Source organism: Vibrio sp. Vb1980 (assembly GCF_033338615.1).
Taxonomy (GTDB): domain Bacteria; phylum Pseudomonadota; class Gammaproteobacteria; order Enterobacterales; family Vibrionaceae; genus Vibrio; species Vibrio alginolyticus.
The window spans coordinates 288,945-311,695 of the sequence record NZ_JAWOSZ010000001.1 but is presented as its reverse complement, the minus strand read 5'-3'; the positions used below and the strand labels follow the sequence as shown (position 1 = coordinate 311,695).

Sequence of the window (22,751 nt, the reverse complement as noted above, 5' to 3'; positions counted from 1 at the left end):
GCACACTTTTTCACCCGCTATATTCCGCCCCCCGAATTTATTCAGAACAAGATTCTGATTATTCATATAAGAAATTCATCAACTTATAACGATAAGCCTGAGCAAACTTTGACACTATGAACGACAAAATAAAATTCGCTATTAAAGTATCGCTTAGCCTAACTCTGGCTTATCTGATCCCGTTTGCCATGGGTTGGCCGCAAGCATCGACGGCCGCAACCACAGTGATGCTGATTGCATCCACAGGCAGTCGTCGTGAATCCCTCGCCAAAGGTACCTTACGCGTGTTAGGTACATTGGTTGGTGCCGTGGTTGGCTTGTTACTGGTGGGGTTGTTTGCTCAAGATCGCTTGCTGTACATGCTGAGCGTGTCGGTTGTGGTCTCTTTCATTTTTTACTTCCGTAATGCCTATCAAAAAGATCCTACGCTACTCATGCTGACCGGTGTGATGACACTGATGATGTCCAATGGCGGTGACGCAGAAGGTGCGTTTCTTTATGGCGTTGACCGCGCCTATATGACGGTGTTTGGGGTGGTGGTTTACACACTCGTGGGGACTTTCTTATTCCCGACCAAAACAGAACAAAACCTAAGACAGCTCATCGAACAACTCAACCAAGCACAACGCGCGTTGTTCACCGCTATCTTGCAAAATTTCGAGCAAAAATCGGCAGGGCAAATCTCTCCTCAAGAAGGCGGAGAAGAAAATCCAGAAGCTGAAGAGCCACAACCTAGCGTGGACACTCTCATCGAACAGATGTTTGCCGCCCAAAATGCGCTCGAACAGCGCTTTGCTACGGTCAGTGTGGAATGCAGTGACGTGTCGGCCTACATGAAAGAGTGGCGCTTGGCGGTTCATTTGAACAAGCAGGTAACGCAACAATTGACCGTTGCGGCGCACAGCCACTTTAGCCACCAGCAAGACCGTGAAAGCATCAGCAACTTTGATCAAGCCGTTGCGGAAATTGACGCGCTATTTGATACCTGCCAACAAGTCTGGGACGAAAAAGAGCCCGCTTTTCGTGCTCAGGAATTCAAAGTCAAATACAACCAAGCGTTGCTAGAAGACGCAGCTCACCTAGAGAAAGGCTCTGCGCTTACGCTTGGTCACCTGTTGGAACTGATGCATCAAAACTTGTCGCGTTTAGCGGAGAGCATTAGCTGTATTGACTCTGTGACGAACAATGTCTCCTTTGACGTGCCACTGCCGAAACCGAAAGGCAAGTTTCTATGGTGGGACGCAGAAAACTTTAAAACTGCGGTCAAAACCTTTGTTACCTATTGGGTTGCAGGACTGATTTGGATTTATTTCAATCCACCAGGCGGCTACTCGTTCGTGGTCTTCTCGACCATGTTTATGTCTTTGCTGTCGTTCGTGCCTGTGCACCCAATTTTGTTGCTTGTGCTGTTCACTTTCGGCTTCTTGTTCGCGGTACCTTCTTACGTCTTCATTCTTCCGCAATTGGATCTCGGGTTAGAACTTGGCCTGTTCATCTTTATCTACACCTTTATCGGCTTTTATCTGTTTAACGGGCCAGTGACGATTTTCTATATGATTGGCTTGTTTGTTCTTGGTTTAGACAACAACATGTTTTATCACTTCGGGATCCTCATGACGATCATGCTGTTGTTCTACATGGTGGTGTTCATGATTATTTTCGCGCACTACTTCCCGTTTAGCTCACGACCAGAACACCTCTTTTTGACCATAAAAGAACGCTACTTCCGACATACCCGAGAGCTGTTCACTACCTATCAACAGCAGTCTAGCTCGGTTATTACGCCGCTCAAACGGGCCTTACACTTGGTGACGCTCAATGTCTCATCGAAAAAGCTCAAAGTCTGGGGTTCGAAAATCAACCACAAACACTTTGATAAAACCACGCCAGAAGCGATTGGCGCGTTTAGCAAAGCGTGTGATGTACTCAGTAATCACATCAACATCTTAATGGCCGCCGAGAAAAAGTTGATGACCAATCCACTAATTACTCAGCTTCGCCAACAGCACCGCGATTCCATCATTCCTTTGATGGCGGGCGCTTTAGCCAGCCATCAAGCAACACAAGAACTCGACTCCGTATTCGACCAATACAGTCAAGATTACCAAACATTCGAAGATAAACTGGAAGATTTTTTTAGTGAGCTGGATTTATCTGACTACGCTTATTCAGAGATAGCCGGTTTTTATATCTTGCTGAATTTAAAACGGAACGTGTTCGAAGCAATCAAGCATTGCAAGCAAACCTACGAGGATATCGATTGGGTGAACTTACAACAGAAGCGTTTTTAAAGGTGGGGATATGATGCTTCCAAAACTAACCAAACCAAGCCTCGCCATACTTTCTTTGCTCGGACTCAGTGCGTGTACCACGGTAGGACCAGATTATGTTCATCCAAAGCAGGCGCCACTGCCAAGTGACTGGTCGGTGCAAAAAGCAGCCAAAGATACGCAGCAATCAGAGCAACAGCTACAACAATGGTGGCAGCAATTTAATGACTCGACTCTTAATCAGCTGGTTGAGTTGGCGAGCAAACAAAACCTCGATTTAGAAGCCGCAGGGCTACGAATTGTCCAAGCACGTTCATTGCTTGGTATTTCGACTGGCTTGCAATACCCACAAGTTCAAACCGTGTCAGGAAACCTAGCGCGTGCCTACGTAAATGATCAGGGCGTGAATAACGCCACTTTGTCGTTTGATGCTGCTTGGGAAATGGATGTTTGGGGCAAGTATGCTCGCGGTATTGAGTCGGCAGAAGCGGGTTACTACGCATCCATCGCATCGTATCACGACATCATGGTCACCATAACCGCCGAAGTGGCGCGCAATTACATCAACTATCGCACATTCCAAGAACGTATTTTGCTGTCTCGCCGCAACATAGAGATTCAAGAGCGTGTCGTACGTATTACTCAGGTGCAGTTCGACTCTGGCAACGTTACAGAATTGGACGTTCAACAAGCTAAAAACCAACTCTACACCACCAAAGCAGCGTTACCGAGCCTCGAAGTGGCAATGAAGCAATCACGTACTGTGTTGGCTTTGCTACTGGGTCTGTTACCAGAAGAAGTAGATCGACTGCTACAGTCGGATGGGATGCACAAGCAAATCGCTGAGTACGAAGCCCAGTTCAAATCGACGGGCAGAAAATCGGCGCTATCGGGTACCGACGAGCGTTCCATTGTGCCACGTCCACCGCTTTTGGATACGCAAGTGAATGCTAACTTAGTGATGCGACGTCCGGATTTGCAAGTCTCTGAGATGCAAGCTCGCGCGCAAAGTGCGCAGATTGGCGTGGCAGAAACCGCTCTGTACCCAAGCTTTTCGTTGTTCGGTTCCATCGGTATCGACAGTACGGTTCCCGATGGTAGCAGTTTCAGTTTTAGCGATTCGCTCACCATGGTGGTTGGCCCAACGTTCAGTTGGAATATTTTTCAATACGGACGCGTGAAAAATAATATTCGTTTCGAAGATGCTCGCTTCCAAGAAACGCTGACGAACTACAACAAAAAGGTACTGCAAGCCGTTAATGAAGTCACCAATGCAATCGAAGCGTATGACCTGTATTTGCAGCAAAAAGATTTACGCTTGCAATCGGTCAACTCTTCCATTCGTGCGTTCAACATATCCATGACACAGTACGAAAACGGACAAATTTCATTCGAACGTCTGCTTAACTCGGTAGAAAAAATGACCCGCGCAGAAGACAGCTACGCAACGATCAAAGGTAATGTTGCGAACCAAGTTGTCGCGCTCTACAAAGCCCTCGGTGGAGGCTGGCAAACCCAAACAGGCAAACCCTTCCTCAGTGAATCTATTGCCAAGCAAATGACAGAACGAACTGACTGGGATGGTTATTTAAATGAAGAAAACCGCGTATTGCCGCCTTTGCGACTCGAAACTCCGGCTGAGACCAGTGATGAAAACAAAACGGAGGATCGGTAATGCCTCATGAACTCTCTTGGGGAGACGTTTACTTTTCTCCTACGCTACTCGTGCTCTTTCTCGCCGTCACGGCCACGTGGATAACGGTGATGATATTGAACAAGACACGTTTGTCTCGCTTCATCGCTTTTCCGTCTCTGACGTTTATTGCCATCATGGTCGGTTATGTGGTGGCCATCGACAGCTTTTACATTCAATTTTAGGTGCCAAACAAGTGAAAAAACTATTCGTAATCGCACTCAATCTTGTCATTCTTGGTGGCGCAGCTTGGCTCGGCTATCAAAAATTTGAAGAGTATTTTAATAACCCTTGGACACGCGACGGCCAAGTGCGCGCGAACGTCATCAAAGTAGCTCCTCGTGTATCAGGCCCAATTGTAAATGTCGCGGTGCAAGACAACCAAGAAGTGAAAACAGGCGATTTACTGTTTGAAATCGATCCTGCGACTTACGAAGTTGCTTTGTCTCAAGCCGAAGTAGCACTGGAGCGCTCCATTGTTAGCTCTCGCGGTAAAAAAATCGAATACGACCGCCTTAAAGATATTCGCGCGAAAGACCGCGGCGCGGTTTCTCACAAGGATCTGATTCGTCGTGAAATCGCTTACGAAGAATCGCTACTGCAAATCAAATCTGCAGAAGAGCAACTAAAATCAGCACGCCTTAATCTCAGCTTTACCAAAGTTTATGCGACCGTCGATGGTTTTGTATCTAACCTCGATATTAGAAACGGTACGCAAGCGGTCGCAAACCAACCACTGCTCGCACTGATCGACAAAAACAGCTTTTGGGTATTTGGTTTCTTCCGTGAAAACCAACTTGCGCAAATCGAACCTGGCAGCCAAGCGCGTGTCACTTTGATGTCTCACCCAGACACGCCAATTGACGCGACGGTTGACTCGATTGGTTGGGGTATTGCGCCCAAAGACGGCACGGTCGGCTACAACCTTCTTCCAAACGTAAACCCTGTTTTTCAGTGGATTCGCTTAGCACAACGTATTCCGGTGCGAATCTCCCTACAAGAACTTCCTGAAGATGTTGATCTTCGATTCGGGCTTTCTGCGTCCATCATGGTGATGAAAGAGTCATCCGCAGAAAGTGAACAATAACTAAGTGAGAAGAGCCATGGTCATTGGTAAAAACCTCAAAAATATTAATGAAGAAAACAACTTCTTCTATCTAACCTTAGCACTAGTGATTTTGTTGCTAGGGAGTGCGATGGCACAAGTCGTAGGTGAAGGGACGATTGAACACATACTTCAGGCTTTCACGGTTCTGACGTTTATCGTCTGTTTTGCGAGCCTTCGCTTTGACAAAACCTGGTCTCGTTTCCTCTACAGCCTGTTTGGTGTTTGGGTTCTTGTGATTGTGATCAAGACCGTTTTCGACATCAGAGAGATGAATGTGGTGATGCTTGCCCTCACCTTTGCGTTCTTTTTCGGCACTTTTAAATCCATCGCAAGACAGATTCTTTTCACCGGCCATGTCAACAGCAACAAAGTCATTGGCTCGGTAGCGCTTTTCTTGCTACTTGGTCTGATGTGGGCGATTGCCTACCTCATTCTGCTTGAGTTTTCGCCTGAAGCCTTTACCGGTATGGAAGCGATTTCTTGGGGGCAGAACTTCTCCAATGCAGCGTATTTCAGTTTCGTTACCTTAACCACGCTCGGTTATGGCGACATTAGTCCTCTAACACCACTGGCTCAAGTCGTGGTGTATTTAGAGGCCATCACAGGTGTTTTTTATATGGCGATTGTTGTTTCAAGTCTCGTCAGTTCTAACATTGATCATCAGGTAAACAAAAATGGATAAACAATCGGTAAAAATCGACAGTAAGCTTTTCATCAGTAATATGGTGGAATCAGCAATACGCATTGGCTTGATCTTTGTCTTGCTGATGTTTACGTACGACATCATCAAACCCTTCATACTTCCGGTTATTTGGGGCGCTATTATAGCCGTCGCTTTAATGCCGCTTACCCAAAAATTGCAGCGTGTATATGGTGGTCGCAGAGGTCTGGCAGCCACAACCATTGCTTTACTTGGTATTGCCCTCCTTGTCACGCCACTTGTTATGGTATCAGGCTCCATTGTGGATGGTGCAACGCACGCGCTTGAAGTACTACAAAATGGTCAAGTGAAAATACCAGGGCCAAAACCTTCCGTAGCGGATTGGCCTATCGTGGGTGATAAGCTCTACGAAGTGTGGACCCTATTCGCTACTAATCTTGAGCAAGCGATTCAAACCTTTATGCCACAAATAAAGGCAGGACTCACATCTTTACTGGGTACACTGGGGGGCGTATTGGGAAGTTTACTGCTTTCAATCTTGTCACTTGCTATTGCAGCAGGTTTCATGACGTACTCTGAATCTGCGGCATCAGGCCTAAGAACCATCGCGATTCGTACCGCTGGTGAAAACGCAAAAAGCTGGACCACGCTTATCGCAGCGACAATTAAAAGCGTACTGCTTGGCGTAGTCGGTGTAGCGGCGATTCAAGCACTGTTGATCGGTGCTGGTTTCTTCGTATTTGGCGTTCCGGCAGCAGGTTTACTCACACTGCTTCTAATGATCTTATGTATCGCTCAGCTCCCGGCGTTGCTCGCAGTGCTACCTGTGATTGGCTTCATGTACATGACCCAAGACACCTCAACAGCAACCATGTTTACTGTTTGGGTCGTAGTTGCGGCTCTTTCTGAAAACCTGTTCAAACCAATGTTAATGGGACGTGGCGTCGACGTGCCAATGCCTGTGATTCTGCTCGGTGCCATCGGCGGTATGCTTTTCTACGGCATCGTTGGTCTGTTCTTAGGTGCCGTTATCCTAGCAATTTGGTATGAGTTATTTGTTTGGTGGTTGAGCATTGAGAAAGCACAACAGCAAGAAGAAATGGCAGAACAACAAGACGCTTCTGATGACCAATCAGAACCTGGACACGGTGCTGGCATTTAATAAATCAATAAGTTAGAAAGAAATTTAATCTATAACTTATGATATCAAACCGCTGCATTTCAGCGGTTTGATTCTATTTGGATCACAGTTTCGTCGTAATAAATGCGATAAAAATGACGTTCTTGTTAAATTTTCATACTTATTACACTTGGGAGTTGCAATCGGGCAATGAACGATGCACTCTCGATGACCACTAATTTGCTTAGGATAAAAACAATGAAATTGATCAAGCCTTTAACTTGTGCGCTTGCTCTCGCAATGAGTGGCATGGCATTCGCAGATGTAACCGTGAGTGTTCCTGACAACGTTTCAGTATTGGCGGCTAACGGTGAAAAAGCAGATCTTTCGGGTGGTTTTTTCGCCTCTGAAAGAACACTGACGTTACCTGATGGCCTTAACCAAGTCGTATTTCGTTTCGCCCCTTACTTCAACCAAGGTAATGACCGTTTAAGTGTTGAAAGCGATGTTATCGTTACACGATTTGACGCGACCAATGCCGAACTCACTCTACAAATGCCAGAATACCGCAACCTACGTGATGCGGAAGAGAAGATCAAAGACTTAGATTGGAAACTGGTTGATGATTCAGGCAACGCAATCGCGGTTGACCAGGACAAGTTGCTCAAACCGGGTATGCAAATCGGTCGTGATTACGTACGTGAAATCGAAGATTATAACCAAGCTGGCGGTGCAGCAGCCGTGGCTTTTGCTGGCGCAGCGACCATGCAGCCAGTCACGCTTCCTGCAAAGGTTCCTGCGGATATGAAGCAAGTGAGAGCAACTGCGGTTAAAGCGGATTCGACAGCTGAAGAGATGCTGCACTTCTGGTACCAAAAAGCAGACGCAGAAACCAAAGCTCGCTTTAAGAAATATGTTAATCAACAGTAAATCTGGTTAACTTTATCGATATTAAAAAAGCCACTTCACGTGGCTTTTTTGATCAAAAATTAGGAAACTTGGACAACTTTAGTATTGGCGATCAAGTCATGCAACAAACGTCGCTCCGGATGAAAGAACAACAATGCCAAATTTACCAACGGGATCCCCGGAATGAGCATCTCCAGCAAGTAGCTAATAACAAGCCTTAACCCTGCTGTAACTTTCGTTGCCTTACTATCATTTTTCATTACAACTTTAATACCAATCATGCGCATACCAATGGTTTGCCCATGACTCAATGCATTCCAGTTGATCATTAAAACCGTTGGTAAAGAAAGCAAGTAAAACGCCTGAGTTTCACGAACAAGCGTGAGGTTATCTGCTAAAGAGAGCTGAAAGTCGTTAAGAAAAGAGTTAATACTCAATGCAATTATTAACACTACCACCATCGTAAAGAGCAGGTCGATAAAACCAGCAATGATTCTCTGTTGCTTGTTCGCGATAAAAGCATACATGGACTTCAGTCACCTCAATGTAATTGGTTAAGCGAGAATGACTGAGTGTACAGACGCGCAATGGTGAGCGCAGTTTAGGTATTGCCAACATAATATTCAACTAAGAACATACTAAATCGCGGTCGTATCTCAAAAGTAATCATTACATCTTGAGCATAACCGTATCAATTTAACAAAACGCTACCAGTAACGTTCGTAAATGATATTTCCCCCAGTTTGATGGCGATACTTTTCCAAGCCTAGCTCTTGTAAAACGGGCACGGTATCTTTGATCATTTGTGGATTCCCACACATCATGACAAAGCTACGCTGAGCTGAGAATGGCGCATCAGCGGCGTTGGACAGTAAACCCGATTCGATGAGTTCAGGAATTCGGCCTTGTAATTTACCATCAACCACTTCCCTGCTGACTATCGGTATATACTTTAATCTGCCTTCATATCGTTGCTGAAGCTGTTCAATTAGGTATTTATAAACCAGATCTTTTTCGAAACGAACGGCATGAACCAGCACAATGCGCTCATTGTGAGGCGGTAAGTTTATATCATCCAGCAGCGATAAAAACGGTCCAATCCCCGTACCTGTAGATAGCAGCCACAGGTCATGAGCCTGTTTAGGAATAGAATCATGGATTAAATCGCCATGTGCGGTGGCACCGACATAAATGCTATCACCAGATTTAAGCTTTTGGAGCCGTGGAGAAAGTTGTCCTTGAGGGTCGGCTACTATTAGAAACTCCAACCAATCGAATTGCTCGCTTGGCGCATTAACCACAGAGTAAGCACGGCTGATCGGCTTACCTTCATCATCAAGCAAAGCAAGCTTGGTGAATTGGCCAGCTTTAAAGGAAAGAGGCGCGCCAGATATTCTCAAACTGAACAGCTCACCTGTCCAATCAATGCGTTTCTCAACTCTTGCGAGGTTGAAACCTTTGAGTTCAATCATGAGACACCTCCTATCTGGTTACTCTTAGTTAAACTTACGCCTTCAACTCGATTATGTAAAGTTTCTGGTTTACATAATCAAACCACTATTTCATTTCACATTTTAAAAACAATTTTATTACATATTAAATGATTACATCTAGAATAAATGCTCAAAGTGATAAGTCGCGTCGCAATTTGTGGCAAAGCAGATGAAAAAGGAGCAATAAAAATGGACACACTGTTAAAGGACTTTCCCGTTATCACAGAGATAAAAGTCGCATGGGGTGAAATGGATGCTCTGCAACACGTTAATAACGTGGTCTATTTTCGCTACTTCGAGACCGCACGTTTAGATTACTTCAACAAAATTAACCTGCTGGTCGACCTGCAGACCTCGCAAATTGGACCAGTACTGAGTGAGACTCAATGCCGCTACAAATTGCCTGTTACTTACCCAGACACGCTATTAGTCGGTTCTCGCGTAATCGACATGCAAGAAGATCGCATCACAATGGAGTACCAAGTGCTGAGTAAGAAGTGGGGTAAGATTGCGACCATCGCGACCGCCACTGGTGTGATGTTTGATTTTAAGAACAACGTAAAAGCGGCGATTCCAGACCACGTTCGCCAGTCGATTTTAGATTTGGAAGGAACTGTGGGTAGCACGCATCATTTAGAGTAGCAAGAAATGAGAGATTAAAGGCGAGGTTCCCGACAGCGATTCTTCATCGCTGTCGGGAATAACGTATGGCTAATCTTCCAACCTACGCGATAAGAGAACTAGCGTCATTCTAGCGAGCCAAGGCGAGACTAAGAATCTACTTACCGCTTGCTGCAGGCCTATAGAGATATAAATAAACTCAATACAATCTGAGAGTAGATTCTGAATCACGCTCGTTCCTCGCTGTTCAGAATGACGGTTCGAGTTTGGCTCTGATCTCTACAAAACCATCTAAAAAAGCGATTCCAGAAGAACCTATGTGACCATCCGGAATTTCGCTTTAGACGTAACAGTAGAGCGACTCTTTCAGCCTACGCGATAAGAAAAGCTACGTCATTCTAACGAGACTAAGAATCTACTTGCCGCTTGCTGCAGACCATAGAGCTATGAATAAACTCAATACAATCTGAGAGTAGATTCTGAATCACGCTCGTTCCTCGCTGTTCAGAATGACGGTTCGAGTTTGGCTCTGATCTCTACAAAACCATCTAAAAAAGCGATTCCAGACGAGCCTATTTGACCATCCGGAATCTCGCTTTAGACGCATCAGTAGAGCGACTCTTCCAGCCTACGCGATAAGAAAAGCTGCGTCATTCTAGCGAGCCATAGCGAGACTAAGAATCTACTTACCGCTTGCTGCAGACCATAAAGCCATGAATAAACTCAATACAATCTGAGGGTAAATTCTGAATCACGCTCGTTCCTCTCGGTTCAGAATAACAGTTCGAGTTTGGCTCTGAGCTCTACAAAACCATCTAAAAAAACGATTCCAGACAAACCTAAGTAACCATCCGGAATCTCGCTTTAGACGCATCAGCAGCGCGACTCTTCCAGCCTACGCGATAAGAAAAGCTACGTCATTCTAGCGAGCCAAAGCGAGACTAAGAATCTACTTGCCGCTTGCTGCAGACCATAAAGCCATGAATAAACTCAATACAATCTGAAGGTAGATTCTGATTCACGCTCGTTCCTCGCAGTTCAGAATGACGGTTCGAGTTTGGCTCTGACCTCTACAAAACCATCTAAAAAAGCGATTCCAGATAAGCCTAAGTGACCATCCGGAATCTCGCTTTAGACGCATCAGTAGAGCGACTCTTCTAGCCTACGCGATAAGAAAAGCTGCGTCATTCTAGCGAGCCAAAGTGAGACTAAGAATCTACTTGCCGCTTGCTACAGACCATAGAGCCATGAATAAACTCAATACAATCTGAGGGTAAATTCTGAATCACGCTCGTTCCTCTCGGTTCAGAATAACAGTTCGAGTTTGGCTATGACCTCTACAAAACCATCTAAAAAAGCGATTCCAGATAAGCCTAAGTGACCATCCGGAAAATCACTTTGGACGTATCAGTGGAGCGACTCTTCCAACCTACGCGATAAGAAAAGCTGCGTCATTCTAGCGAGCCAAAGCGAGACTAAGAATCTACTTACCGCTGCTGCAGACCATAGAGCGGTTAGCAGAATGTCTCGATGTACAGCGCTTCGACTTTGTCCCGCGCCCATTGCGTTTTACGCAGGAACTTCAGCGACGATTTGATTGAAGGATCTTTCTTGAAACAGTTCACACGAACGCGCTCATACATGCCATTCCAACCAAAGTGTTCAACTAGTCGGGTGACGATTTTCTCTAAACTCAACCCGTGAAGTGGGTTATTCGGCTGCTGTTGGCTCATGCTATTGATCCGGTAAAGTGAAGTTGCGCGCTAATCTAACTCAAACTCGCCGTGCAACCTAATGTTTTAACCTTGAATTGGCCTACGACTCTCCCCTATAGTAGCCCAAACTTCTTAAAAGCCCTTTTCATTATGAAAGCCCTCAACGACCTCAATATTTTTGTCGAAACCGCGCGCCAAGGCAGCTTTTCAAAAGCCGCTAACAGTATGGACATGACACCTGCCGCCATTAGCGCATCGATTAAGCGTCTTGAAGGGCAAATCGGTTTCCCGTTGTTTGTGCGTTCCACCCGAAGCCTGCGTTTAACCTCAGAGGGCGAACTGTTTTTAGACAAAACCACGCAAGCGTTGGCAACATTGCAAGAGGGGTTGGATCAGATCTCAAGCGCGCGTGGCGAGTTATCTGGTCAGCTGCACATTACTGCACCCTCCGATTTTGGTCGCAATATGTTGCTCGATTGGGTGGATGAGTTCATCGATCTCTACCCAAATGTTTCCATTAAACTAGAGCTGTCCGATAGCTTGACGGATATGTATACCAAGCCTGTCGATATTGCGATTCGCTACGGCGAACCGGCCGACTCCAATCTGGTCGTATTGGCATTGTGTGGGTCAAACGAACGGATATTATGTGCATCGCCAGAGTACGTAGCTACACATCCAGAACTCGCCTCTCCTGCCGATTTAACGCAACACAACTGCTTGTGCTACATGGTCGCGGATTCGGTCTACAACAAATGGACGCTCACTCGTGGCAGCGAGAAAGAACAAATCGTGGTCAGCGGTAACTTGTTGAGCAACGATAGTGACTTGCCACACCGGTTAGCGATAAAAGGCAAAGGCATTGCGAATAAATCATTGATGGACATTAGCCGAGACTTAATCGAGGGAAGGTTGGTGCGAGTGTTACCAGAGTGGGATTGCGGCCCAGTGCCGCTCTACATGGTATGTGCCGATCGTCGATTATTGACGCCAACGATTCGGACTTTCCGCGACTTTATCCAACAAAAATGCTGCCAGCAACGCGCCAACGTGCTGGCAACCTTCTGTCATTAGGCGATAAATCGAAGAGGACGAATCTGGGTATATTCAACCCAATCATTCTCTTCCAATGTTTCAAGAAACGTCGCCATATGCGGGCTTTGCAAATGCTTATCCAAGGCCTCTTGCGATGCCCAGATTTCTTGGAACATAAATAGGCCATCAACTTTTTCGTCGAGATACAACTCGTATTGGCAACAGCCTTCTTCTTTACGAGTTGGCTCTAGTAAACCAGCAAGCAAATTCACCACCTGATCCTTACTATCTGGATAGGCTTTCACTTCTGCGACTAAGTGGATCATCGTTTTATCACTCTTTTGCGATTTATATATTGATTACGGGGTTCTACGTCACCTGTAAGTAAGCTCGAATTAGATCTCGGTGAATACGGTTTCTGCGTCCCAGCGAGACTTTGGCGTTTTCGCGTTGAAGTCATCTTCCGCGTGGTAGCCAAGCGGCACGATCACAACACTGGTATAACCTTTTTCACGCAAGCCAAATTCTTCATCCAGCACTTTTGGATCAAACCCTTCAATTGGTACTGCATCAATTTCTAGCGTCGAAGCACCCAACAGCAACGTACCCACGTTGAGGTAAACTTGTTTCTCCATCCAATGGTTTGCATCTTTCAGATCAAAACGGTGCATGTTCACAAAGTAGCTACGACCGCCGCGTACAGCCGCTTTCGCTTCTTCAGTTGGGAATCGACCATCTTTTTCTTCTTGCACCATTAGCGCTTCAATGTAGTCGTTATCAATGCCTGTTTTCGCACAAAACACCAATACGTGAGAAGCGTTGAGAATCTTCGCCGCGTTAAACGCGTAGTTCTCTTGCGCCGCTTTAGCGATGCGCTGTTTGCCTTCTTCTGTGCTTGCCAGAATGAAATGCCAAGGCTGGGAGTTCACACTCGATGGACTAAAACGAATCAGCTCTTTAACTGCATCGATTTTTTCTTGAGGTAGCTTGCGCGTTGGGTCAAACACTTTCGTTGAGTAACGAGATTTTGCAGCTTGTACGATATCCATGAGGTTCTCCAATTAATGAATTTAAGCTGTGTAACAGCATAACCTCATGAGATAAAGGGAAAAACCGATTTCGATTAAAAACATTTTCAAAATAAATTTGAAAATAAAACGATAAGAAAGGCTTTGAGCGTTCTCACTGAACTTCTTCATCTTTTCAGCAATAATGCATGTTTGCTCGCAACCAAACTCAACTCATGCTGCCTCAAGATAACGTTATTACATCCTTTCTGTGCAAAAAGCTCGGTCACAATCACCTTCGAATTGCCGGCGAATATTGGCACATTGAGAAGTTGGTGGCCTTGCAATGCATGATGTTGAAAGAAGCGCCTAACCTCCAAGAAGGGCTGCTTTGGTGGAGTAAAAGTGTCTCATTATTCGACCGCCGTTTGTACGTCACATTGCAACATGGTGATGCCCAAATCCATCTGCAAGTCGAATGTAGAACGGCCGATATGCCAAATTGGGCGGAGTCGGTGTTTGGCTTGCTCAGAATGCAGTTGGAAATACTTGAGCTAAGCGAATCAATACAGGTACAAGTTCACGCCAACAATCCACTCGCGGCCGATATTTTTCTAGAGGAAACGCAAGATTCTAAAACGAGTTCAAACGTGTTTGATTTGGTGAAACATGTTTATTTGCTGCTTTCTCACCAGCCAATTGAACAACCAGAATTACTGAGTGTTTTGAACGCCTTGTTCATCAAAAACAGCAATTACGCGCTCAAGTTAGAGCAAGCGGCAAGGCAACTGGGCGTCTCCAAACGCACCTTGCAACGTCGACTGCAAGAGAAGCAAATGAGCTACTCTCAATGCGTTGATTTCACTAAAAGAAAGCAAGCACTCACTTTGCTTGCCGACACCCAACTCACAACGCAGCAAATCGCCTATCAACTTGGTTACGAAGAACCATCGAACTTTCACCGCACTTTTCGTCGTTGGTATCCGTTTTCCCCCATGCAGTATCGCCAACAATGTTTGGATAACCGAACTCAACTAAATCAACAACCGATCCGCTTGTACTACGCCAAAGCCAATACCTTCGACGATAACCACATCGACCAACCTGTCGGCAAAATATGGATGGAAGTGGACAATATTGCGTTTGAAAAAGTGGTCTCCGTTGAATGTCGAGACCGTGATGGCACGTGGCGTCGCTACCCAGCCTTCTTCGAGCGTTTTTTGAATAATGGCACCGAACTATGGGCGACAACAGAGCTTCCTGTCGCACATCCACTGACCTTTAGACTGTGTTATGAAGTCGATGGTGAGCGCTACATTGATAACAACCACCAGCGTGATTACGTGGTCTCCAAGGGGCTTTTAATTGGCGCAACGGAATACATTGTCCCGACTCGGCAGCTTATTAATATTGGGGCGCAATACACGCTCTTTGTCGAACTGGCATGCCGACTTGAAAACGTTGCGAGGATTGACTGTTACGTCGATGATGCCCCTACACCTCACGTAATGCGCTTGACCCAACACTCGCTACATTATGCTTGTTGGGTGCTGCAATTATCGCTCACTCAAACTGCAAAGCAGTGCCGTTTCCGCCTTTATGATGAATCCGACAACGAGCTCGCGAAAGAGCATTACCCGATACAATATCCTATTGTGCAACCGCTCAATTAAAACTGTCGGTCAGATCAAAATCGTCTCTTCGTGACATCATATCACGTCTTTTTTGGCGTGAAATGACACTCTCAATTTCAAACCTTTGCTTTATCGTTTCTGCATTGCTGCATAACGGAGGCAAAAACTGTGTTTGAAACTCTACCTAACCCAATGAATAAAATAAAAATACTTCCTTTATCGATCGCTCTAGCTCTTTCTGGCTGTGGAAGCGACGAAACCGCACCAGTCGATACAGGAAGCCACGTGGCATCTCCTGATTGGCAAGATCAAATCATTTACTTCTTGATGATCGACCGTTTTAACGACGGCGACAGCGCTCTCAATGATCAAGGGCAAAACGAGTTCGATCCGACGTCGGATAAAAAATTCAGCGGCGGCGACCTCGTTGGCGTGAGTGATAAGTTAAGCTACATCGAAGATCTCGGTGCCACATCGATCTGGATTACTCCGCCAGTTGCTAACCAATGGTGGGATGCTGAGCAAAACTACGGCGGCTACCATGGGTACTGGGCGCGCGATTTTCAAAAAGTGGATGAGCACTTTGGTGACATGGAAAGCTACCAAGCGTTAGCACGCGAAGTGCATGCACGTAACATGTTCTTAATTCAGGACATCGTGACCAACCATGTAGGCAACTTCTTCACCTACGATGATCCTTACAGTTATGATCCAAGCCTACCTTGCCAAGGCTTCCGTTTGATAAAAAATGCACTACCCGCCGGGCAAGAACTGCCGTACCCACTCAACATGAACGAGTGTAAAACAGACGGCACAGGTAGTTACCACTGGACGCCAACCATCACCGACCACAACGATCCGGTACAAGAAAAAACATGGCAACTCTCTGATTTGGATGACCTTAATACGTCCGATCCCGAAGTGCGCGCTTACTTAAAAGAGAGCTACCGAAAATGGATTCGCGAAGTCGGCGTCGACGGATTCCGTATCGATACGGTGAAGTTTGTTGAACACGATTTCTGGAACGACTTCCTACACGCCGACGATGGTGTGATGACGCAAGCGGTTGATACCGGTCGTGACAACTTCCTCACTTTTGGTGAAGTATTCGAAACATCTACGCCTTACCACACCGAAGGCGAAGAGAAGATGCTGACTTACATCGGTGAAAGTGGCTCGCCGAAACAGCTAACCTCGGTACTGAACTTCCCATTGCAAGCGACCATGACGCGCGTATTTGCATCAGGACAACCGACCGACTATTTACGTTTCCGTCTTGAGAAAATGATGGAGATGTTCCCAAATCCATACATCATGCCGAACTTCATTGATAATCACGATATGCCGCGTTTTCTGTCGCAAGGTAGCGTGAATGACATGAAACAAGCACTGATCACCATGATGAGCGTGCCGGGTATTCCTGTGATTTACCAAGGTACAGAACAGGCGATGTCAGCAGCGCGCGATGCGATGTTCTCCGGAGGGTACCGTGAAGATGGCAACTACGTAGACTCATTCGACCAAAACAGTGAGATGTACTTGTTTATTCAAGAACTTGCCAAGCTACGCACTGAAAACAAAGTCATGACACGTGGCGAAATAAAAGTGATTGGCAGCGATAAAGCGGGCGCGGGCGTCTTCGCCTTTACCCGAACGTTGGATAACGACGAAGTCTTGGTTGTGATGAATACATCCAACTCGCCGATGTTGATGAACCAACTCGATGTAGAACAAGTTGGCGGCACCGTCTTCCAACAACAAATCATGTCGAACTGGGCAGAAGCTCCAGAACAGTTAATCGCCGATGAAAACGGTCACGTAACCCTTGAGCTACCAGCCAAATCTGCCGTGATTTACTCGAAAACTAACGACATCCAATCGGTAGAGACCCCAGATCTCAACATCCAACTGGCACAGGATTGGGAAGGACAAACCATCACTGATGACATCGTGATTACTGGTACTGCTAACGCAAACGAGAAATTGAACCTTGTCGTGGACGGTAATCTAGAAACCGCACAGGCCATTACCGTGGGCGCTGACGGTCAGTTCAGCGTGACTTTATCTACCCGTCACTTTGCGATTGGCGAACAGCAACACCGCTTCGCGATTTACTCCACGGAGAAGAAAGCAGGCATTGAAGATGTAAACTTTGTGTCGGACTTAAGCTGGTCAAACACGCCAGACGACACTATTGATGACGCAGGCGATGCGCAAGATGGCATGGGCGGTCCTAACGGTAACTACTCGCTACCAACGGATCCAACGTTCGATAAAGATAACAGCCAACTCGCAATCAACAAAGCTGAGGTATTTACCGTCGGCAGTAACGTGCGCTTGACCTTCACTATGGACAAGATCACCGATACTTGGTTGCCACCAAACGGCTTTGACCACGTTGGTTTCACCATCTTCATTGATTTACCGGAAGAAGCGGCAACCAACCTAACGGAACTGCCTAAGATCAACGCTTCTATGCCAAGCGGAACATGGAGTCGCAATGCCGTGGTCTTCGGCTGGCAAAGTTCGATTTACAACACTCAAGGCGCAAACGCGACGACATGGGGAGAAGCCGTAACGCCAGCACCAACAGTGACAGTAGACAAAGCCAACAACACCATTTCAATGGACTTTGCTAGCGATGCACTAGGCCGCCCAGATTCGCTCGATGGTATCCGCTTCTATGTCACGACTTGGGACTTAGACGGCCTTTCGGCAACTTACCGTCCGCTAGAACAAGACAAAGGCCCTTGGAACTTCTCCGGTGGCGCATCGGATGAAAGTAAGATTTGGGACGATTTACCAATCATCACCTTGTCGGAATAAACCGTTAAATAAAACACCGCCCAGCGTTTAGCTGGGCGGCCATCAACAAAAAAATGCAGAAAGACACTTCTGCTCGTTTTTATTCTAGTTAAAGAACGATTTCACCCACAGCACCAGACTGTCCCAAAGCTGAGCGAACCACGAGCCCTCTTCTACCGCTTGGCTGCTGACCAAGGGATAACTCGCCACGGTACTGTCATCGCTTTTCCAAACGACCTTACCAATCTCATCTCCTTGCGCGATCGGCGCAATCAACGGTTCATTTAACACCACACTCTTATCAAGCCCAGCCGTCATTGAACGAGGCAGAGTGAGATAGGCATCTTTAGCAAAGATCGCCTCAACTTGATTAGCATTTCCCTTCCAAACGCGAACTTTAGACTCAACTTCCCCCTGTTTAGCAACTTGCTTGGTGTCATAAAAGCGAAAACCATAGCTGAGTAGATTCTTCGATTGGCTGATCCGAGCCTGTTTACTTGGCGTACCCATCACCACCGAGATAAGGCGCATTCTTCCTTCTTTGGCCGAGCTCACCAAGCTGTATCCGGCATTGCTGGTGTAGCCGGTTTTTCCCCCGTCGACATCAATGGAATTGTCCCACAACAACTTATTGCGGTTGTACTGCGTAATGTCGTTCCACTTGAAGACTTTCTCACTGTATAGCGCGTACACATCAGGAACATCGCTGATGATCGACTGCATGAGTCTTGCCATATCGGTTGGTGAGGTTTGGATGCCATCACTATCAAGACCATGGGAGTTCACAAAATAGGTGTCTTGCAGTCCTAATTTCTCCGCCCAACCATTCATCAAGGCAACAAAGCCGCGTTCACTGCCTGCAACATGCTCAGCCAGTGCAACGCACGCGTCATTTCCTGATTGGATGATCACGCCGCGCATTAAGTTCGCAACACTAATTTCATCTTTCGGTTTGATGAACATTTTAGAAGAACCGGGAAACTTGGCCGACCACGCGTTTTCGCTCACGGTGACAACATCATCCCATTTCAAACGCCCCGCTTTGATTTCTTGTCCAACTACATAAGCGGTCATCAACTTGGTTAAACTCGCCGGAGCAAGGCCTGCTCGCCCGTTATACTCGGCAATAATGGCACCGGATTGAAAGTCCATTAATACGTAGCCTTTTGCCTGTAACTGAGGTGGGTTGGGCGTAACAACGGCAAAAGTAGGTACGCTTATTAAACAAGTCACAATTGTCCATCGAGCCAGTGACACTTTCATCCGACTTCCTCCATGCTCTTACTTTGTCGCAACTCTATTGAGCATAGCTCACTCAACCAGTTGCACCAGTCGCTAATCGTTTCATTTTCTTGAACTTACATTGATTTGACCAAGGTATAGAACTGAAGAGGCAATTGGGAAATAGCGTTGGTTCTTCGCGCCATTCGCAGTAAAGTAGCGCTACCCCTCAATAAGGAAATAAAGATAACAATGAACGCTCAATCATTTATCGACGCAGGATTGCATTACACTCCCCACAGTTTTACCGTTCCTCTGGATTACCAAGACGCAAGCAAAGGCACCATTAGAGTCTTCGCCCGTTCGGTTTGCCTAGTTGGCGATGAAGAATCGACCAAACCTTGGTTGGTTTACTTTCAGGGCGGGCCTGGCTTTCCCTCTCCACGTCAAAACGGCAATAATGGCTGGGTAAAACGCGCCCTGCAAGAGTACCGAGTTTTGCTTCTCGACCAGCGCGGTACGGGCAACAGCAGCGTAATTAATCACCAGACGCTTGCTCACCTCACGCCAGAGCAACAAGCAGACTACTTGAGCCACTTCCGAGCGGATAACATCGTGCGCGACGCGGAATACATTCGTGAGCAATTTGGCGTCGAAAAATGGGCGATCTTAGGTCAAAGCTTTGGTGGGTTTTGCTCCCTCACCTATTTGTCTTTGTTCCCAGACAGCTTGCTACAAAGCTACATCACAGGTGGCGTGCCATCAGTCTCACGTCATGCCGACGATGTGTATGAAGCCACTTTCAAACGCACCATGGAGAAAAACCAAGCGTTCTTCCAACAATTTCCAAGTGCGCAACAACTTTGCCAAAACATTGCGAATCACTTGCTGGAAAATGAAGAGTACCTACCAAATGGTCAACGCTTCACAGTGGAGCAATTTCAACAAATCGGCATCAACTTTGGTGTGAGTGATACTTTCTTACCAACTTACTATTGGCTAGAAAGCGCGTTGATTGAAGTGAACGGCAAACCACAACTTCGTTATGAGTTCTTAAACGATATGTTGGCGCAGCAAAACTTCCAAACCAACCCGATCTACGCCATTTTGCATGAATCGATTTACTGCCAAAGCTTCGCGTCGAATTGGAGTGCGCACCGCGTTCGCCAAACCCGATCAGAGTTTAATTATGAATCTGGCAAGCCATTTTACTTTACGGGGGAAATGGTCTTCCCATGGATGTTCGACCAATACGTTAACCTCAAACCACTAAAAGACGCCGCAGAAATATTGGCAGCGAAAAAAGATTGGACTGCGCTGTACGATCAAACACAACTGGCTCAGAACAAAGTGCCTGTCAGTTGCGCAGTTTACGCCGATGATATGTTTGTTGAAATGGATATCAGCCGAGAGACGCTCGCGTTAATACCAAACTCAAAAGCGTGGATCACCAATGAGTACGAGCACAACGGCTTACGTGCCGACGGTGAACGTATTCTCGACAGGCTCATTGCCATGGGAAAACAGACCGCAGCTACGTTGAAATAAGCACGGCAGACGTTAGAAAAACGCCTTTTCAGTATGTGGTGAAAAGGCGTTTTATAGCGGTTTATGAACAATGGCGATCAGTCATTCACTCTTTGTCCCTAAACCTTTATCCCTCACCACCTCATGTATAAAACTGCGACATGTCCTTTCCTTGTCAATGACTCCGGTGATTACTTGGTGCTTCTTGCGCCTAACTTTTTTGAAGGGCCTAAAAGAGAATAACAGCATAAATTTAAACCAAAAGTATCGGCTCCAACCTACCTAAACCACTATAATTAATGCTTATAATTTGAACACATAGCGGCTTCACCTGCGGACATGCTCCCCCTACCAAAGACCGCCAGGCCCCGCCTACTCATAATATCCGTATAATTTGTCCGTATTTCCGACTAGTTTAGTCAGGTATACTTCGTGCCGCTAAAATTTTAAGGTCGTTGACCACCTGTATTTTTAAAGGAAACCTCATGAGTCAGTATGTAGTTTGTGCGCTGTACAAGTTTGTTGAGCTGAATAACTATCAAGAGCTACGCGAGCCATTACTTGCGTTGATGGAAAAACACCATATTCGCGGAACATTACTACTGGCAAGTGAAGGTATCAACGGTACTGTTGCATCTGATCGTGCAGGTATTGATACGCTACTGGAGTGGCTAAACAACGAACCTCGTTTGACTGGCACCGTATACAAAGAGTCGTATTCTGAGACCCAGCCATTCAATCGCACCAAAGTGAAATTGAAAAAAGAGATCGTAACATTAGGTGTTGAAGGTATAGACCCTCGCCACGTAGTGGGTACTTACGTGAAACCTCAAGAGTGGAACGATCTTATTGCTGATCCTGAAGTGTTTGTTGTCGATACACGTAATGATTACGAAATCGAGATCGGGACATTCAAAGGCGCTGTAAACCCAAATACTGAAACCTTTCGTGAATTCCCAGACTATGTAAAAGAAAACATGGACCCGGCAAAACACAAGAAAGTTGCGATGTTCTGTACCGGTGGTATCCGCTGCGAAAAATCAACGGCTTACATGAAAGAACAGGGCTTTGATGAGGTCTACCACCTAGAAGGCGGCATTCTTAAATATCTTGAAGAAGTTCCTCAAGAAGAGAGCATGTGGGAAGGCGATTGTTACGTATTTGACGGTCGTGTTGCCGTGAACCACCAGCTAGAAAAAGCAGATTACGATTTATGTAACGCTTGTCGTCTACCGATCACTGAAGAAGACAAACAGTCAGAATTGTTCGAGCAAGGCGTGAGCTGTCCAAAATGTCACGGCAAACACTCAGAAGAACAAATTGCTCGATTCCGCGAGCGTGAAAAACAAATTGTTCTTGCAGAGCAGCGAGGCGAGCAGCATGTTGGTGGTGAAAGTGCCAAGCAAAGAGAAGCTCGACGTGCCGCTAAGTACGCGCAAAAAGAAGCGCAGCGTAAACAAGACTAAGCCTAACTCTCCTTATATTTAGCGAGCTGCCGTAAGGTGGCTCGCTTTTACTGCGCACCAATACTCTTTCAATACAATTTTGTATCCCTCACCAATACCTCTAGTTGATTGTCTCTTTTACCTTCGGGTAGCCCCACCATTTCATCATAAGCACTTTGATGCACTAAGACCTGCTTATTTGCTTTGATATTCCTGCACTTCTTTTGCATCTCGATCAGGGAATGAGCCCTCAAAAAGATACCGTTGTCATCAGTGATAAATTGCGCTTCTCCATCAATCACAACAGATGCCTGGTACAATGCGAGATCAAGCGAATGAATGACCAATTTGTCTACATAGAAGTATTTTTGTAACTTACTCAATGGTATTGCCATGTGTCACCTCCCTAAAAGTTACCTCTACGTTTTGTGGAATAAAACCGATCATTGGATGAGATTTCTTCGGTTTACTTGCGTACAACATCGGA

20 protein-coding genes are annotated in these 22,751 nt (G+C 46.1%); 13 read left to right on the top strand and 7 right to left on the bottom strand.

Annotated elements, in window-relative coordinates:
* The first annotated feature begins 116 nt into the window (after nucleotides 1-116).
* The 7 genes from R7F64_RS01370 to R7F64_RS01340 all read left to right on the top strand — a co-directional run bounded on the left by R7F64_RS01370 (nucleotide 117) and on the right by R7F64_RS01340 (nucleotide 7,782).
* Nucleotides 117-2,291: an FUSC family protein gene (locus R7F64_RS01370; RefSeq protein WP_170893951.1), complete on the top strand. Its 2,175-nt coding sequence runs from the start codon at nucleotides 117-119 to the stop codon at nucleotides 2,289-2,291.
* A gap of 10 nt (nucleotides 2,292-2,301) precedes the next feature.
* Nucleotides 2,302-3,945, top strand: coding sequence for a TolC family protein (locus R7F64_RS01365; protein WP_149192488.1), 1,644 nt, complete (start codon nucleotides 2,302-2,304; stop codon nucleotides 3,943-3,945).
* Entirely contained in the window at nucleotides 3,945-4,148 is a 204-nt protein-coding gene (locus R7F64_RS01360; protein ID WP_005374946.1) for a DUF1656 domain-containing protein, read from the top strand. The genes R7F64_RS01365 and R7F64_RS01360 overlap by 1 nt, the downstream gene beginning before the upstream one ends.
* A gap of 11 nt (nucleotides 4,149-4,159) precedes the next feature.
* On the top strand, nucleotides 4,160-5,050 hold the full coding sequence (locus tag R7F64_RS01355) for an HlyD family secretion protein (protein WP_025768613.1): 891 nt from the start codon (nucleotides 4,160-4,162) through the stop codon (nucleotides 5,048-5,050).
* A 16-nt stretch (nucleotides 5,051-5,066) separates the two neighbouring features.
* Nucleotides 5,067-5,753, top strand: coding sequence for a potassium channel family protein (locus R7F64_RS01350; protein WP_017634413.1), 687 nt, complete (start codon nucleotides 5,067-5,069; stop codon nucleotides 5,751-5,753).
* Nucleotides 5,746-6,894, top strand: coding sequence for an AI-2E family transporter (locus R7F64_RS01345; protein WP_005386936.1), 1,149 nt, complete (start codon nucleotides 5,746-5,748; stop codon nucleotides 6,892-6,894). Before R7F64_RS01350 ends, R7F64_RS01345 begins: the two co-directional genes overlap by 8 nt.
* Nucleotides 6,895-7,110: 216 nt before the next feature.
* Nucleotides 7,111-7,782 (top strand): DUF2057 domain-containing protein, encoded by a 672-nt coding sequence (locus R7F64_RS01340; RefSeq protein WP_017634411.1) that lies wholly within the window; start codon nucleotides 7,111-7,113, stop codon nucleotides 7,780-7,782.
* Nucleotides 7,783-7,841: 59 nt separating this feature from the next.
* Here the strand turns inward: R7F64_RS01340 and R7F64_RS01335 are convergent, their stop codons facing one another.
* Both R7F64_RS01335 and R7F64_RS01330 read right to left on the bottom strand, forming a co-directional pair.
* On the bottom strand, nucleotides 7,842-8,288 hold the full coding sequence (locus R7F64_RS01335; RefSeq protein WP_318057625.1) for an RDD family protein: 447 nt from the start codon (nucleotides 8,286-8,288) through the stop codon (nucleotides 7,842-7,844).
* A gap of 180 nt (nucleotides 8,289-8,468) precedes the next feature.
* A complete protein-coding gene (locus R7F64_RS01330; protein ID WP_005374935.1) occupies nucleotides 8,469-9,233 on the bottom strand; it encodes a ferredoxin--NADP reductase in 765 nt (254 codons plus the stop codon).
* A gap of 210 nt (nucleotides 9,234-9,443) precedes the next feature.
* Between R7F64_RS01330 and R7F64_RS01325 the strand changes: the two genes are divergently transcribed.
* Nucleotides 9,444-9,896, top strand: a complete 453-nt coding sequence (locus R7F64_RS01325; RefSeq protein WP_005374933.1) for an acyl-CoA thioesterase — start codon at nucleotides 9,444-9,446, stop codon at nucleotides 9,894-9,896.
* 1,493 nt (nucleotides 9,897-11,389) lie between these two features.
* Here R7F64_RS01325 and R7F64_RS01320 read toward each other — a convergent pair.
* On the bottom strand, nucleotides 11,390-11,608 hold the full coding sequence (locus R7F64_RS01320) for a VF530 family DNA-binding protein (protein ID WP_005374929.1): 219 nt from the start codon (nucleotides 11,606-11,608) through the stop codon (nucleotides 11,390-11,392).
* A 132-nt stretch (nucleotides 11,609-11,740) separates the two neighbouring features.
* On the opposite strand from R7F64_RS01320, the gene R7F64_RS01315 reads away from it, so the two are divergent.
* Nucleotides 11,741-12,664 (top strand): LysR family transcriptional regulator, encoded by a 924-nt coding sequence (locus R7F64_RS01315; protein WP_005374928.1) that lies wholly within the window; start codon nucleotides 11,741-11,743, stop codon nucleotides 12,662-12,664.
* Here the strand turns inward: R7F64_RS01315 and R7F64_RS01310 are convergent.
* The gene (locus R7F64_RS01310) at nucleotides 12,661-12,951 is read right to left on the bottom strand and encodes a putative quinol monooxygenase (RefSeq protein ID WP_005374925.1); all 291 of its coding nucleotides are present in this window, start codon (nucleotides 12,949-12,951) and stop codon (nucleotides 12,661-12,663) included. The two genes, R7F64_RS01315 and R7F64_RS01310, sit on opposite strands and share 4 nt — an antisense overlap.
* 69 nt (nucleotides 12,952-13,020) lie before the next feature.
* On the bottom strand, nucleotides 13,021-13,674 hold the full coding sequence (locus tag R7F64_RS01305) for an oxygen-insensitive NAD(P)H-dependent nitroreductase NfsB (RefSeq protein WP_005374924.1): 654 nt from the start codon (nucleotides 13,672-13,674) through the stop codon (nucleotides 13,021-13,023).
* A 167-nt stretch (nucleotides 13,675-13,841) separates the two neighbouring features.
* Here R7F64_RS01305 and R7F64_RS01300 point away from each other — a divergent pair, with 167 nt between their 5' ends.
* Together R7F64_RS01300 and R7F64_RS01295 are read left to right on the top strand one after the other, a co-directional pair.
* Nucleotides 13,842-15,305: a helix-turn-helix transcriptional regulator gene (locus R7F64_RS01300; RefSeq protein ID WP_318057624.1), complete on the top strand. Its 1,464-nt coding sequence runs from the start codon at nucleotides 13,842-13,844 to the stop codon at nucleotides 15,303-15,305.
* Between the two features lie 129 nt (nucleotides 15,306-15,434).
* Complete coding sequence (locus R7F64_RS01295) at nucleotides 15,435-18,092, top strand: alpha-amylase family glycosyl hydrolase (protein ID WP_318057623.1); 2,658 nt, start codon at nucleotides 15,435-15,437, stop codon at nucleotides 18,090-18,092.
* Nucleotides 18,093-18,176: 84 nt separating this feature from the next.
* Here the strand turns inward: R7F64_RS01295 and R7F64_RS01290 are convergent, their stop codons facing one another.
* Nucleotides 18,177-19,334 carry a D-alanyl-D-alanine carboxypeptidase family protein gene (locus R7F64_RS01290; RefSeq protein ID WP_104976414.1) on the bottom strand — a complete coding sequence of 386 codons (1,158 nt, stop codon included), beginning with the start codon at nucleotides 19,332-19,334 and terminating at the stop codon, nucleotides 18,177-18,179.
* Between the two features lie 210 nt (nucleotides 19,335-19,544).
* Here R7F64_RS01290 and R7F64_RS01285 point away from each other — a divergent pair, with 210 nt between their 5' ends.
* Together R7F64_RS01285 and R7F64_RS01280 are read left to right on the top strand one after the other, a co-directional pair.
* A complete protein-coding gene (locus R7F64_RS01285) occupies nucleotides 19,545-20,840 on the top strand; it encodes an alpha/beta fold hydrolase (RefSeq protein WP_053303894.1) in 1,296 nt (431 codons plus the stop codon).
* Between the two features lie 464 nt (nucleotides 20,841-21,304).
* Nucleotides 21,305-22,285, top strand: coding sequence for a rhodanese-related sulfurtransferase (locus R7F64_RS01280; RefSeq protein WP_017820145.1), 981 nt, complete (start codon nucleotides 21,305-21,307; stop codon nucleotides 22,283-22,285).
* A gap of 68 nt (nucleotides 22,286-22,353) precedes the next feature.
* On the opposite strand, the gene R7F64_RS01275 is transcribed toward R7F64_RS01280, so the two are convergent.
* A complete protein-coding gene (locus R7F64_RS01275; protein ID WP_005374898.1) occupies nucleotides 22,354-22,659 on the bottom strand; it encodes a DUF6482 family protein in 306 nt (101 codons plus the stop codon).
* Between the last annotated feature and the right edge of the window lie 92 nt (nucleotides 22,660-22,751).

Coding starts and splice junctions, on each gene's coding strand:
- R7F64_RS01345 (WP_005386936.1), top strand. CDS start 5,746: ATGGATAAACAATCGGTAAAAATCGACAGTAAGCTTTTCATCAGTAAT.
- R7F64_RS01300 (WP_318057624.1), top strand. CDS start 13,842: ATGTTTGCTCGCAACCAAACTCAACTCATGCTGCCTCAAGATAACGTT.
- R7F64_RS01335 (WP_318057625.1), bottom strand. CDS start 8,288: ATGTATGCTTTTATCGCGAACAAGCAACAGAGAATCATTGCTGGTTTT.
- R7F64_RS01370 (WP_170893951.1), top strand. CDS start 117: ATGAACGACAAAATAAAATTCGCTATTAAAGTATCGCTTAGCCTAACT.
- R7F64_RS01310 (WP_005374925.1), bottom strand. CDS start 12,951: ATGATCCACTTAGTCGCAGAAGTGAAAGCCTATCCAGATAGTAAGGAT.
- R7F64_RS01275 (WP_005374898.1), bottom strand. CDS start 22,659: ATGGCAATACCATTGAGTAAGTTACAAAAATACTTCTATGTAGACAAA.
- R7F64_RS01280 (WP_017820145.1), top strand. CDS start 21,305: ATGAGTCAGTATGTAGTTTGTGCGCTGTACAAGTTTGTTGAGCTGAAT.
- R7F64_RS01325 (WP_005374933.1), top strand. CDS start 9,444: ATGGACACACTGTTAAAGGACTTTCCCGTTATCACAGAGATAAAAGTC.
- R7F64_RS01305 (WP_005374924.1), bottom strand. CDS start 13,674: ATGGATATCGTACAAGCTGCAAAATCTCGTTACTCAACGAAAGTGTTT.
- R7F64_RS01290 (WP_104976414.1), bottom strand. CDS start 19,334: ATGAAAGTGTCACTGGCTCGATGGACAATTGTGACTTGTTTAATAAGC.
- R7F64_RS01350 (WP_017634413.1), top strand. CDS start 5,067: ATGGTCATTGGTAAAAACCTCAAAAATATTAATGAAGAAAACAACTTC.
- R7F64_RS01315 (WP_005374928.1), top strand. CDS start 11,741: ATGAAAGCCCTCAACGACCTCAATATTTTTGTCGAAACCGCGCGCCAA.
- R7F64_RS01330 (WP_005374935.1), bottom strand. CDS start 9,233: ATGATTGAACTCAAAGGTTTCAACCTCGCAAGAGTTGAGAAACGCATT.
- R7F64_RS01360 (WP_005374946.1), top strand. CDS start 3,945: ATGCCTCATGAACTCTCTTGGGGAGACGTTTACTTTTCTCCTACGCTA.
- R7F64_RS01320 (WP_005374929.1), bottom strand. CDS start 11,608: ATGAGCCAACAGCAGCCGAATAACCCACTTCACGGGTTGAGTTTAGAG.
- R7F64_RS01285 (WP_053303894.1), top strand. CDS start 19,545: ATGAACGCTCAATCATTTATCGACGCAGGATTGCATTACACTCCCCAC.
- R7F64_RS01365 (WP_149192488.1), top strand. CDS start 2,302: ATGATGCTTCCAAAACTAACCAAACCAAGCCTCGCCATACTTTCTTTG.
- R7F64_RS01340 (WP_017634411.1), top strand. CDS start 7,111: ATGAAATTGATCAAGCCTTTAACTTGTGCGCTTGCTCTCGCAATGAGT.